Source organism: Wolbachia endosymbiont (group A) of Phasia obesa, from assembly GCF_964028125.1.
In the GTDB taxonomy this organism is placed as follows: domain Bacteria; phylum Pseudomonadota; class Alphaproteobacteria; order Rickettsiales; family Anaplasmataceae; genus Wolbachia; species Wolbachia pipientis.
In genome coordinates this window covers 774,218-787,761 of sequence record NZ_OZ034764.1, presented here as the reverse complement: position 1 = coordinate 787,761, position 13,544 = coordinate 774,218, and the positions used below count along the sequence as shown (strand labels likewise).

Below are 13,544 nucleotides of genomic sequence, written 5' to 3'. Positions count from 1 at the left end.
TCATATTAAATAAGACTTTACTTAAGTTTATGCTAGATTCTCCGCTAATTTTGACAGCCATTCTTATATTTTTCATTTTTACGTTGTCATTCTTTTTTATAAGAAAGATATTTGGGTCAACAAATAAGAAGATAATAAAATCCTTTAGGAAAATTGTTCAGCAAATAAATGCATTAGAAACAGAAATGCAGAGCTTATCTGATGAGGAGCTTGCTGGTAAAACTGAAGAATTCAATCGAGAATTGAAAAATGGGAAAACGTTAAATGATCTTCTCGTACCTGCATTTGCAGTTGTGCGTGAAGCCTCTCGAAGATTTCTTAACATGAGGCACTTTGATGTTCAACTGATTGGTGGAATGGTGCTCCACAATGGCATGATATCAGAAATGAAAACAGGAGAGGGAAAGACACTCGTTGCAACTTTAGCTGCATACCTTAATTCTTTAGAAGGGAAAGGCGTGCACGTCGTAACTGTTAACGATTATCTTGCAAAACGAGACACAGAGTGGATGAGCAAATTATATAATTCTCTTGGGGTTTCTGTTGCGTTTATTACGAATAACTTGACAGACGAAGAGAGGAAAGAGGCTTACAGTGCAGATATCGTGTATTCCACAAATAACGAGCTTGCCTTTGATTACCTGCGAGACAATATGAAATTTTCTCAAGAAGACATGGTTCAGAGAGGCTTTCACTACGGAATAGTTGATGAAGTGGACTCAATACTCATTGATGAAGCTCGCACTCCGCTTATTATTTCTGGCCCGGTTGAGGAAAACAATCAGATATATAAGCATATCAATAAAATAGTAACCAAATTAGTTGACTCCGATTATGAAGTAGATGAAAAAGGTAGAACGGTATTCTTGACTGAAGATGGTATTTCACGAGTGGAGGAACTACTAAGGTCATACAATCTCATTCCTGAAAATTCCTCGCTCTATGATACTGACAGCATGATAATGACTCATTATATAGACCAAGCATTACGTGCACATAAGCTGTTTACTGCTGATAAAGATTATATAGTAAAGGATGGCAAGGTAGTGATTATTGATGAATTTACTGGGCGTATGATGGAGGGCAGGAGATATTCCGATGGTCTTCATCAGGCACTTGAAGCGAAGGAGAATCTTGAAATTCAGCATGAAAACCAAACTTTAGCATCGGTCACATTTCAGAATTACTTTCGTATGTACAATAAACTTTCCGGAATGACTGGAACAGCAGCAACAGAGGCAGAAGAGTTTAGTGATATATACAGATTAAATGTAGTAAAAATTCCAACCAATGTATCTGTAAAAAGAGTTGATATTGATGATGAAATTTATGGCACAGGAAAAGAAAAATTTAATGCTGTGTTAAAGTTCATAGAAGAATGCCATAAACGCCTTCAACCGGTCCTTGTCGGCACGGTAAGCATCGAAAACTCTGAGAAGCTTTCTGCGCTTTTGCAAAGCCATTCTCTTAAGCATTCCGTATTAAACGCTCGTTATCATGAACAAGAGGCGTACATAATAGCACAAGCTGGAGTGCCAGGCAGTGTCACCATAGCAACTAACATGGCAGGACGTGGAACTGATATTCAGCTTGGTGGAAATGCTGAAATGATTGCAAAGGTGGAGCTAAAGAAGATAAAAAATGCTGATGAAAGAGAAAAAAAATACCAAGAAATAGTTGAAAGAGTAAAAAAAGATAAGGAAATTGCTATAAAAGCTGGTGGTTTATGTGTGGTTGGAACCGAAAGACATGAAAGCAGGAGAATAGATGATCAATTACGCGGCCGTTCTGGTCGTCAGGGGGATCCTGGACTTTCTAAGTTCTTTTTATCGCTCGAAGATGACCTAATGAGAATATTTGGCTCTGATAGAATGAGAAGTTTTTTACAAAAAGTAGGGCTAAAGAATAACGAAGCTATTCATCATCCATGGATCAATAAGGCACTCGAGAAAGCACAAAAGAAAGTTGAAGCTAGAAACTATGACGTGCGGAAATCTCTACTTAAGTTTGATGACGTAATCAACAACCAACGTAAAGTTATTTTTAAGCAGAGAAACAATATCTTAGGCAACGAAATTAATGATTTACTTGAAGTATATAGCGAAGTAAATGAGAGCGTAATAGAAGGTATAGTCCAAAGTGGCTATTATGAGGATTATATTGAAGATATAGTCAAAGAATTCCATACAAGGTATGGAATAACGCTTGATAAAGAAGATTTAGCAAAGTTTTTAAACAAACAAGAAGTTTTGGATTATATAAATGATAAGATACAAGAATTTTTTACTGAGAAAGAAAAATATTTCAACAGTCAGCACACTACAGATTTGTGGAATACGATCGTGAAGCAAATGATGATAATGACACTTGATCATTTATGGAGGGAACACCTTTCAGTTCTAGAGAGCCTAAGACAAAGCATAAGCCTACGTGCCATGGGGCAGAAAGATCCACTGAATGAATTTAAACGCGAAGCTTTCTTGATGTTTGAGTCAATGCTTGAAAAATGGAAGGAACTCACCATTCACCGCCTAGCGCACTTTAAGTTGGCAGATAACCAAGAGATAGGCAATAGGTTACATTCTGCTAGAAATAGCAGACTTCCCAAAGTCTCAAGAAACGACAAGTGCCCTTGTAATTCTGGAAAGAAGTACAAACACTGCCACGGCGCGGTTACTGTGGTGAATTAATAATTATGGTTGTACAGTTTGTTTATTTCCATCAACATTACTGCAGCTAACCTCACTTAGCTTACTGTTTAATGAATGCTCTGATGACTTATATGCAACCCCATAGGAAATTCCACCAACGATCAGTGCAGATGCCACAGTAATTACAACTATTGCTAGTGCAGGTAATGCAGTAGCATAAATGAGTGCTAATGGAGCAACAATGGCAGCTAATATACCTACAGTAATTCCTGCTGTTATAGCTTTAGGTCTATGAATAAATGATGGATCTGCACCATAATTTAGCAGAAGTTTCGCTACTTTTGGATGTTGATAATTTAGTCTTGGATGTTCACCATGAGTGTAATAAACAGCATAATATAAAGGAGTTCTTCCGTCTTTATCTTGTGCATTAACGTCTGCTCCCTCTTCTAGCAAAACTTCTACTACTTGTGTGTATCCATTCTCAGCAGCATAATGTAAAGGACTTCTTCCATATCTGTCCACTACATTAACATCTGCCTCTTTTTTTATAAGATGTTTTACTACTTCTATATGACCACTATAAGCAGCATAATGCAAAGGAGTCCCTTTATCTTCATTTTGTGCATTAACGTCTGCTCCTTCTTCTAGCAAAACTTCTACTACTTGTGCATGCCCATGCTGAGCAGAATAATGTAAGGAGGTTTTTTCCCATTCATCTTGTACATTAACATTAGCTCCGTTTTTTGTTAAGTATCTTACTACTTTTTCATAGCCATTTTCAGCTGCTATAAGTAATAAATTGCACTTGAGCACTATAAACGTGTAATTTATATCAAATTCGTTTTTTTTCCACTCATCATATATAAGTTGATTTTCCTGCTGCAGCTTATCTTTAATTCTATCAATTAAATTTTCCTTACTCAGATCTGGACTACTGTTGACTTCTTGTAGTATTAACCTTAATGTCATTTCCTTCTCCAAGATATAAAATTTTATTATGGCATATGGAGTGGATTATGTCAATGAAAAACTAAGAAACTGGTTCTTCTTTTTTTCTATAGCTTTAGGTTTACCTACAATTTGAAAAACAACAAATTCGTCATTCCGCTACTCGTTAGCGCCTCGGCGGTATGATGTAGGGAAACCTTTCTTGGGTTAGCTATAAAGTTAAGATTCGACCAGGGCAGCCGCAATAAGGTAGCAAACGCCATCATGTCTTTAGGAGAGTTTGCTAATGAAGGCTCTTAAGTTGACGCCATTGCCTGAACGGATACGCCAATTTTTATGTTCATTTGTAACCGTTTATTATTTTACACCCCAGTCTTTTTCAAATATTGCTAGCCCTTGGTCAGTAAGTGGGTGATTAATTAATTGTCTAAGTACTTTTGCTGGCACAGTAATTGAATCAGCACCAAACCTTGCAGCTTCTATTACATGCGCTGGGCTTCTCACTGATGCAACAAGAACTTTAGTATCAAAACCGTAATTAGAATATATAGTACATATATCTTCTATTAGCGATAAGCCATCATAGCTTATATCATCAAGGCGACCAACAAAGGGGGAAATAAAACAAGCACCGACCTTAGCGGCAAGCAGTGCTTGTCCAGGAGAAAAACATAATGTGATGTTAACAGGTATTTTATGCTCTGTCCATAACTTTTTACAAGAAATTAATCCTTCATGTGTAAGAGGTAATTTGATCACAACATTATCAGCAATTTTTGCTAAATTCAGACCTTCTGTGATCATCTCTTCATGGCTATCTGCAACAACTTCAACACTAACAGGCCCTTTTATAATAGAGCATATTTCACGCACTAAATCCTCGTATTTATCTTTACGCCCGGACTTTGCTATTAAAGAAGGATTAGTTGTTATGCCGTCAATGAACTCCTTTAGTCCTTTAATTTCATTTAAATCAACGCTATCAAGAAAAATTTCCATGTTAATCTCCTATAAAAAAAATACCCTTGCAAAATCTTGTCACCCTACCGCTTGACTTACAACCGTATGAACTTCCTGCGTTGTAAACATCAAACAGCCGATAACACAACTGTACAAATATTGAGACATAAGAGTAATTTGTACCAAGAAAAAAGATGTCATCCCAGTGCCCAGACCCCTTAGACAATGTACCATCTTTTGATTTTGTCCATTCTGGGCGGGGTTTTCAAGTTCTTTGATCTTAAATACTACATCTACTTTATCAAGATCAATGTTGACTTCTTTTACTAATGTCCTAATAAGACTACGTTTGGCTTGCCAATCTAGGTCCGATTTAACACTAGAATAAAAGCCCTTTATGCTATTTGTAATAAGATTCATTTTCTGCCGTATTCCCTTTTACCTTTTTCTTCTCTCCTTTAATCTCTTTTAAACGTTCCTTCATTTTTTTTATTGCCTGCTTAAAGTCTTCCTTACTTATAGTTAGTGCATACTTTGTTGCCGTAAAAACTTCTGGTACCCAAACAATTGTAATAAGTATACACAATCTTTGTCAACTATTTTCGGCACTGGTATATAAATCCAATTCTCTTCATCTGTACTATAAATAGAGTGAGTTCGCCGGCTGTTGCTTTTTTTTGGTTTGACTTCTAGCATTACTGGGCCCGCCTTTGACCTTACCCAGAAAAAGTGGAGAGAAAAAAAAGAGTTTTTTCGGGTAAAATAAAATTTTGGAGGATTAGAAATGGTAAGAGAATATACGGCAGAATTCAAATTGGAAGCTGTTAAGCTGGCAAATGAACAAAGAAAGGTAGGTCAAACAGTTGCAAAAGTAGCAAGAGATCTAGGAATAAGGGATAGTGTATTAGGAAAATGGATGAAGAAATATAACGAAAAAAAGTCAGCGGCAAATGCATTTCCAGATGTAGCACCTTATGACAAAGAGAGATTTGATTTACAAAGCAAAAGTAACAAGAGAAAGAGACATTTTAAAAAAAGCCCTGGCCAGTCAAAAAGAGTAAAATATTTTTTCATAAAAGAGCATAGTAAACACTATAAAGTGCAGGAATTATGTAGGGTTTTCTGCTAGTGGCTACTATAAGTGGACTACAAGGAAAATAAGCAGTAGAGAATCAGCAAATAAAGAGTTATTAGCAGATATTCAAAAAATATATCAAGCTTCTAAATGTAGATATGGAGCTCCTAAAATTCATGCTGAATTAAAGGCTTTGGGTAAAAGTTGCAACTTAAAAACAGTGCAAAGTATTATGCAGAAAAATGGTATTCAGGCTATATTGAGAAGAAAATTTAAAATTAAGAAACAACAAACGGACAGTAGCTCCCAATATATTAGACCAAAACTTTATTGTCGATCAACCAAATAAAGTATGGGATTACTTATATAAAAACCAAAGAAGGATGGCTATATTTGGCAACAATAATCGATCTATATTCACGCATGGTAGTTAATGAGCAGTTCAATAAATAAACAATTGGTTATGGACTCTTTATTAATGGACGTTAACAAGCGTAAACCTGCCAAAAATCTACTATTACATAGTGATCAAGGTTCACAATATACTTCGCAAGGTTATCAATATCTCTTATCCATAAAAAACATAGATGAGTCATAAAGGTTGTTGTTACAACAATTCTGTTGTGGAAAGCTTCTTTAGCTCATTGAAAAGAGAAATACTTATTGATACTTCACAACACTCTGCTCAACAAACTAGAACTGCAATATTTGAATACATAGAAATTTTTTATAACAAACAACGTCACTATTAACTATTGCATTCCTGAGCATTTTGATTCATCATTCTCTTTGTGAAAAACATTCCAAACTTTCTCTCCACTTTTTCTGGGTAAGGTCATTCAAGTGTATCGCCTAAAACGGACTTCTTGGTTGTCGGCGAAAAACCTGGGTCAAAGCTCGAAAAGGCTAAAAAGCTGGGTATTAAAATTTTAACCGAGGAGGAATTTAATATGAGAGAAAAATAAACGCTATTGAAGGGTATCTTTGATGGCCATTACAGTTGCTAAATTCATGACATCCATTTGCTGGCCTTTTAAGATACTTTACAGAATGGTTGATAAAAGAGTACAAAAGGAGTCTAGAGTATGAAATGCTATTCTCAGATCATTTATGGAAGACATTTTTTTCATCAACACATTCAAAACTTAAAAAATAAACTAAAAATAAAGAAGTTGAATATTTCTTCAGAATTGTGTATAATTATTAATGCTTTTTAGGTACTCTCGCTATGGCTCTTTCTAAGTTTCTCAATCCAAAATTAGACTTAACCTTCAAAAAGGTCTTTGGTACCGAAAAAAATAAGAACATTCTTATTCACTTCCTCAATGATATCTTAGGATTTACCGGGATAGATACTATACAAGAAGTTGAGTTTCTTAGCACCTACATGGATCCTGAAGTCGCCTCTGATAAACAAAGCATCGTTGAAGTCCTTTGCAAGGATTCTAGTGGGTTCAGATATGTAATCGAGATGCAACTCGCTCGTGATAGGGGCTTTGAGAAACGTGCTCAGCTATATGCTGCTAAAGCTTACTCAAGGCAAGCTGATAAAGGTGACCAGTATCATAACCTTAAGGAAATTATCTTCATTGCTATAGCAGATTGTGTACTGTTTCCTAATAAATCTGAGTACAAATCAAAGCATACTATTCGAGATGAAGACACTAATGAGCATGATCTAAAAGATTTCTATTTTATATTTATTGAGTTGCCTAAATTCGCAAAAAACAAAGTAGAGCAGCTAGAAAGTACAATAGAGCGCTGGTGCTTTTTTTTCAAGTACGCAGAAGATACTACAGATGAAGACCTAAAAGATATTGCAGAAAAATCGCCAATAATAAAGCTAGCATACGATGAGTTAGACAAGTTTCGCTGGAATGAGAAAGATCTGATAGCGTACGAAGAAAGGATAATGGATCTGCGGAAAGAAGAAGGCATCCTCGCTCAAAAACTTGATGATGCTAGAGACGAAGGCATCCAAATCGGACATGAAAAAGGCAGAAAAGCAGAGAAAATTGAGGTCGCAAAAAACCTACTTAAAGCAGGAGTTTCTATTGATATTATAGCCCAAACTACTGGTCTTACAGCTGACGAAATCAAAAACTTAAGCTAATTTTATCTTTGGATGTCTAGATGAACATCTTTGTACTAGATGAAAACCCAGCAATTGCGGCGCAAATGTTATGTATATAGTAAAAATGCCATTAGAAACTGCTCAATTATTGAGTAATGTTTTTTCAACAGCATCCAAATCCTTTTGTCAGTATCATAAATCAGAATATAGAAGTCCCATATAAACTGACTCACAACAATCATCCTTGTTCTTTGTGGGCTAGGCAATCAGAAGGGAACTTTTATTGGTTCGGAAGAGAATTATGTAAAGAGTACACTTGGCGATACAAAAGGAAGCATAAATCAGAGGAAGTAATAAATTGGTGTGATAGTAATAAGGATTTACTCATTTTTCGATCAACTGATATGCAAGCTTTTATACAAGCACTGCCGGATCAGTATAAATGCAGCAGTGCTGTGGAAGCTTATAGGAGATATTATCTCAAGGAAAAGATGAGATTTGCTAAGTGGGAAAATGGCAGAGAAGCACCAGATTGGATAATCTGCTACACAACACCACAGCTAATACAGCTCATAAATAGAGAAGCCATCCAAATCGGACATGAAAAAGGCAGAGCCGAAGGCAGAAAAGCAGAGAAAATCGAAGTTGCAAAGAATTCACTTAAGGCCGGTGTCTCTATAGATGTTATAGCTAAAATGATCGGCCTTTCTATTGATTACATTAAGGACATTCAAGAAGAAAAGTTTTAGCCATAACGTTTTTTTTATTAAGTCCTCTATTCTAGTAATTTTTATGTTGCAATCCATTCTAATGTATGTACAATGCCTTTTTTATATAAATACTTAATAGGAGGGGTTAATGCCAACACAGAAAGAGCTTCGGGCTACGATGTCCAAAAAATTACAGGAAGCTATTAAACATCCAGATCCAGCAGTTGCTGCCGGGAGGAAGTCAGCTATCAAGAGATGGGTGGGAGTCCTTCAAGATAACTTTATGGAGCACATAAAATACTTTAAGGGTGATAAGTTGAAGTTTTTGCACAATGTATTCCAAGATGAAGGTTGCTGGTCAGGTGTAAGGTTGGATAATGCTGCTTTAGGTCAAAGGTTTACTGAAGAAAAAATAGGTGGAATAGATAATCCACTTCGCAAATATGAGATGGCTTGTAGTTACTGTGTGGTAGATAAAATTCATCCACTCTTTCAAAAAGCATTTGAATCCTACAAAAATGGATTTTCTTCTGATGAACTTGATAGTAGAGGTAATCCTATAACTGATGAGTACATACGAAACTCGCTTTTGGGTGGCATTCGAAGGAAAGGTCCTGTATTTGATTTCTGGATCGATAGAGAATCTGGGGAATTAAAGAAGTATGATGCAGTAGAAGGCTTTGACAGTGCTGTAAAACTTAGGTGGAGTGAGGGAGTAGAGTATTTTTATAATCATTTAAAAGAAGAAGATAAAGAGAAGAAGCTTACAGAAGCTATTATTGCTCTTTCTCGTCCTCAATCTGTTGAGAAAGATGCTCCTATTTTAGATTTTTGTGTAAGGAATATAGCTGATAAAGATACTCTTTTACAGAAATTATCGCAGAAAGATAAAGGAATATATTCCCTTTTTGCTGAATTAATAGAGTCATGTTTTTTTGATACGGTTCATGATTTGGTACAGTGCTGGTGTTATGAGGAAGCTTCAGCACGAGGTGATCATTCAAAGGAAATACTCTCACAGGATGAGTATGACCTCCTTCTTTACTCACTTTCAAATGTAATGTTGAAAAATCCTGAATCAAATGTTCAAGCTAGATCTCTTATTATGAAGATTTGGAAATGTGACTGCTTTATTGAATACAGAAAGATTTCTGTTAATATTTCTAATTGTATAGTTCCTATACAGGACATGCTTGCAGGGTTAATAATTAACTGGAAACGAGAAGACATTTATAAGTCTGATGAGGAAAAAGAAGTAGAGAAAAAAGAAATATTAGATGTAATATTATTTGCTAAAGATTGCTTTCCTGAAAAGTTTGAGTTCTTTAAGGAAAAGATAATAAAAAACCTTAGATTATGCGGTAGGGAAGGAATGAAGGATTACGTAGATTACGGTTTGTTTGCAGAAGAGTTATTCTCTGAGTTAGAGAAAACAACTCTACCTCTTGGTCCTGTAGGTGATGGTCCTTGGAATAATTTACGGTCACGATCTAAAGCTCATGGTAGTAAGGAAACAACTTTGCCAGTTGATGATGGTCCGCAGTCTGAGCTTGGAACTCCTAGTGTAAGTGGTGTTTCTTCTTATAAGAAAAAAAGCGTCTTTACGCTTAGTGGTAATAAGTAATCTACTTATGAACTCTTGGTGTTTCTGGTCGTAGTAAATAAGGGGTATTTTGTATGAGTAATGGTGATGGACTTATTAGGAGTTTGGTGGATGGAGATCTTGAAGGATTCAGACAAGGATTTGAATCTTTTTTAGATCAATGTCCATCTTTCTTGTATCATGTAAGTGCAGGTCGTTTCCTTCCTGTATTCTTTTTTAGCATGTTTGCTACTGCACATGATGCTGATATCTTGGATGCAAATGAGAGAGTCTATTTTCGTTTTGATAATCATGGTATTGATACAGGTGGTAGGAATAGAAATACAGGAAACTTAAAGGTTGCTGTTTTAACTCGTAGTCGTGACGGACAGCGAGTTGTCAAGTGTTACAGCATTTCTGATCGCCCTAACAGTGATGGGTTAAGGTTTAGTACAAGGGAGAGAAATGCTCTAATACAAAAGATTATACAGCAAAATCCAGATTTAAGGGAAGGAGACCTAGATTTTGAGCAATATAAAGTATGCATGCATGGAAAAGGCAAGAGTCAGGGAGAGGCAATTGCAACAGTATTCGAGGTGATTCGTGAAAAGGATTTTAGGGGTAGAGATAAATTTGCCAAATATTCAGCATCTGAGATTAGTCTTCTTAGACAACTCTTAGGAGATCACAGATTGACAATTCAGGAAATAAAAGGAAGACAACTCAATCAAAATCAGCTCAGACAACTTGATAGATCAGTCAATTTTGCACAGGTAGCACAAGGTCAACAAAGGATTGACAACTTTATGGAAATACTAGCAAATAACCAAAGACAAAATGTAGAACGTAGAATGCACAGGGAAGTTTTGCCATATATAACTGACATCTATGATAATTGCAGACAAGCGCTAGAAAATAATATTGAAAATCGCAATCAAAAATTTGAGAGTCACGGGTTTTTATTAGGTTTTTTAGCAAATTTTAGTCATCGCTACACAATAGGCATCGATCTTGACTTATCTCCTAGAAACTCACATGTTGCATTTCTTATACATCATCAAGCAGAAAGAGAAAATATTCCTATTGTTATTAATCTTGCTATATTTGACACACCGTCAGATGTTGCATTAAACTGTGCCATAGGCTACGCTGGAAGGTTACACAATTCTTCATTTATACCTATCCATACTGAATCAAGAAATACTGTCTGTGTTGGATTAAATTTTAATTTAAATCGAATTCCTTTTAGGGTTGATACAGTAGGGCTTCAACAGGGCAGGTTTCCTTTAGTACAAAGATTGTTTGAGTATATAGAAGATGAAGAGGTTGGAGAGAATATTAGAGATTTCTTGCTTCAACATCTTCCTGGTGAAATACCAAGAAATGCAGAGAATTATAACAGAATATTTGATTGTATAACTGGTTTTGCTTTTGGAAGTAGTGCTTTTGATAGAGAGTATTTAGAGCTGGAAGAAGGAGAAGATCGAGTACGTGTAAGAAAGTATATATTTAGATACGGTGATGGAGATTTAAGAAGACATACTTTAACTATGGTCTCTTATGCTCAGGGTTATAATATAGTTACACTTCATATTAGAGCTTACGATGCGCAACAGCAAGAAGCTATCGATTTACAAGCTCTTAATGTTAATAGAAATAATGTTCATGTATGGGAAGTTTCATGCACACTTAATGACCAATTTGAGCTAGATATTGATCAACCAAATGACCTTGGTTTATATCACGATTACCAAAATAATAATGCAAATAATTTTCTTGATGGTGATCTTGTACAAGTACCTAATGCTGAAAATGTACATGGTATTTCAGAAAGGGTTATGAATGATGGCTGGAAAAATGTAGGTCAGCATAGAGAACTATTTCAAGAGATCTCTGGAGCATTGATGCCACTTAGGGACGCAATAAATGTTAATAGTGAGGATAAGTTTCGTTCTATACTACATGGTACATTTTATGCTAGTGATAATCCTTATAAAGTGCTTGCTATGTATAAAGTTGGTCAAACATATAGTTTGAAAAGGGGTCAGGAAGAAGAAGGAGAAAGGGCAATACTCACAAGAATTACAGAACAGAGATTAGACCTTTTATTATTAAGGCAACCTACAGCAGATACTCATCCAATTGGATATATATTAAGATTTGCTGGTAATGCAGAAGAAATAATACAAAAGGAGAATAACGCAAAAGATCAAATAAAAGAACTTATAAACAAGCAGAGAGGATATGTGCCTATTACTTCTGGAAATGAGGTGGTTTTACTTCCTCTTATATTTAATGCAGGTGCAGAGAGAGTAGAAGGTCTTATATCTATTCCAGAAGGAATAGGAAGAGAAGAGTATGTACATAGACTTGATCGTGGTGGTCGTGACTCAAGACCAGGAGTATTAGTGGGACCTGAAAGTGTTATTGATGAAAATCCACCAGAGGGTCTATTATCAGATCAGACTCGTGAAAATTTCAGGCGCTTTTACACGGAAAGAAAACCAGGACAGAACTCGATTTTTTTGCTTGATATAGATGATAATCTGCACGTTCCATTTAGTTACTTGCAAGGTACTAGAGCACAGGTAATAGAAACATTAAAGTCAAGAATAAGGAGAGGTGATAATTCCATTCCTACAGCACAAGAGATAAGAAGACAAATAAGAGATATTCTTAGAAATCAAGGGATAGAAGTAAATGATCTACTTACGCTAGAATTTGCGACGAGAAATGGACATTATGATTACTGGCTTCAACAAATTGATATAGCTCACGCTGGAAGATTGCGATATCAGCTTCGTACTGAAGGTAATCACACTTTTGAAGTAGCTAATTTGGCAAGGAATGACGGTAACGAGCACATTGTTAGAGTATTAAATCAATTTAGGGAAAATGAAAAACAACAGCGTTTAACTTTAATCATTACTTTAAATAATACTCATTGGGTTACACTAGTGATTGAACGTCAAAATGGGAACTATGTTGGGTACTATGCTGATTCAACTGCTACTGCTGTTCCAGGTGGTATTACTGATATCATTCAAAATAACTTAGGAAATAATATCAGGATTAATAATGTTTCTGTTAGTCAGCAAACAGATGGTTGGAATTGTGGTTTATGGGCATTAGAAAATGCTAGTGATATTAATCGAGTTCTAAACGAAAATCCTGTTGGGCAAGTGCAGAATATCATAAATATAATACGCGATTTTCTTGGAAGAGGCCACCCAAACAGAGATAGAAATTACTTTCAGAACATAAGAGTGGGCATTTCACAATTATTCAGGAATGATCCGGGATTTCAAAGTGTGCAATTGCAAGCATACATTCAAAATAGAGAACAAATTGATCCATTACTACGTACTTATCTAGAATTAGGATATCACAGAGTGGGAGGAGGGTGTGGACCAGTAGAAGCACCTATATCGCTTAGTGTTAGTGATTCCAGTAATTTTGGTGGCCTGCCACAGTCGAGTTTAGAAGGTCCTGAAGCTAGTCGTGTTTCTGACCTTAGCAAAGGTAAAGGCGGTAGGTAGAG

11 protein-coding genes and 2 pseudogenes are annotated in these 13,544 nt (G+C 35.8%); 9 read left to right on the top strand and 4 right to left on the bottom strand.

Annotated features, from left to right (window positions below; all coding sequences use genetic code 11):
• Positions 1–29 precede the first annotated feature (29 nt).
• On the top strand, positions 30–2,690 hold the full coding sequence (gene secA, locus ABWU29_RS03975; protein WP_141457138.1) for a preprotein translocase subunit SecA: 2,661 nt from the start codon (positions 30–32) through the stop codon (positions 2,688–2,690).
• A 3-nt stretch (positions 2,691–2,693) separates the two neighbouring features.
• Here the strand turns inward: secA and ABWU29_RS03970 are convergent, their stop codons facing one another.
• The 4 genes from ABWU29_RS03970 to ABWU29_RS03955 form a co-directional block, all read right to left on the bottom strand.
• The gene (locus ABWU29_RS03970) at positions 2,694–3,623 is read right to left on the bottom strand and encodes an ankyrin repeat domain-containing protein (protein ID WP_174516903.1); all 930 of its coding nucleotides are present in this window, start codon (positions 3,621–3,623) and stop codon (positions 2,694–2,696) included.
• Between the two features lie 336 nt (positions 3,624–3,959).
• A complete protein-coding gene (gene fsa, locus ABWU29_RS03965) occupies positions 3,960–4,601 on the bottom strand; it encodes a fructose-6-phosphate aldolase (RefSeq protein WP_015589064.1) in 642 nt (213 codons plus the stop codon).
• A gap of 39 nt (positions 4,602–4,640) precedes the next feature.
• Positions 4,641–4,982 carry a hypothetical protein gene (locus ABWU29_RS03960; protein ID WP_041573517.1) on the bottom strand — a complete coding sequence of 114 codons (342 nt, stop codon included), beginning with the start codon at positions 4,980–4,982 and terminating at the stop codon, positions 4,641–4,643.
• The gene (locus tag ABWU29_RS03955) at positions 4,963–5,148 is read right to left on the bottom strand and encodes a hypothetical protein (RefSeq protein WP_006280029.1); all 186 of its coding nucleotides are present in this window, start codon (positions 5,146–5,148) and stop codon (positions 4,963–4,965) included. Before ABWU29_RS03955 ends, ABWU29_RS03960 begins: the two co-directional genes overlap by 20 nt.
• Positions 5,149–5,346: 198 nt before the next feature.
• On the opposite strand from ABWU29_RS03955, the gene ABWU29_RS03950 reads away from it, so the two are divergent.
• The 8 genes and pseudogenes from ABWU29_RS03950 (at position 5,347) to ABWU29_RS03915 (ending at position 13,542) form a co-directional block, all read left to right on the top strand.
• The gene (locus ABWU29_RS03950) at positions 5,347–5,691 is read left to right on the top strand and encodes a transposase (protein ID WP_353280162.1); all 345 of its coding nucleotides are present in this window, start codon (positions 5,347–5,349) and stop codon (positions 5,689–5,691) included.
• Complete coding sequence (locus tag ABWU29_RS03945; protein WP_095866567.1) at positions 5,645–5,986, top strand: IS3 family transposase; 342 nt, start codon at positions 5,645–5,647, stop codon at positions 5,984–5,986. The genes ABWU29_RS03950 and ABWU29_RS03945 overlap by 47 nt, the downstream gene beginning before the upstream one ends.
• Before the next feature lie 238 nt (positions 5,987–6,224).
• Entirely contained in the window at positions 6,225–6,389 is a 165-nt protein-coding gene (locus ABWU29_RS03940; RefSeq protein ID WP_081600771.1) for an IS3 family transposase, read from the top strand.
• Between the two features lie 99 nt (positions 6,390–6,488).
• Positions 6,489–6,602, top strand: a pseudogene (locus ABWU29_RS03935) (BRCT domain-containing protein); the annotation flags it as partial.
• A 263-nt stretch (positions 6,603–6,865) separates the two neighbouring features.
• Entirely contained in the window at positions 6,866–7,750 is an 885-nt protein-coding gene (locus ABWU29_RS03930) for an Rpn family recombination-promoting nuclease/putative transposase (RefSeq protein ID WP_015589065.1), read from the top strand.
• Between the two features lie 20 nt (positions 7,751–7,770).
• Positions 7,771–8,253: pseudogene (locus ABWU29_RS03925) on the top strand (hypothetical protein); the annotation flags it as partial.
• A 316-nt stretch (positions 8,254–8,569) separates the two neighbouring features.
• Positions 8,570–10,045, top strand: coding sequence for a hypothetical protein (locus tag ABWU29_RS03920; protein WP_015588933.1), 1,476 nt, complete (start codon positions 8,570–8,572; stop codon positions 10,043–10,045).
• 53 nt (positions 10,046–10,098) lie between these two features.
• The gene (locus ABWU29_RS03915; RefSeq protein WP_015588932.1) at positions 10,099–13,542 is read left to right on the top strand and encodes a cytoplasmic incompatibility factor CifB; all 3,444 of its coding nucleotides are present in this window, start codon (positions 10,099–10,101) and stop codon (positions 13,540–13,542) included.
• Positions 13,543–13,544 lie beyond the last annotated feature (2 nt).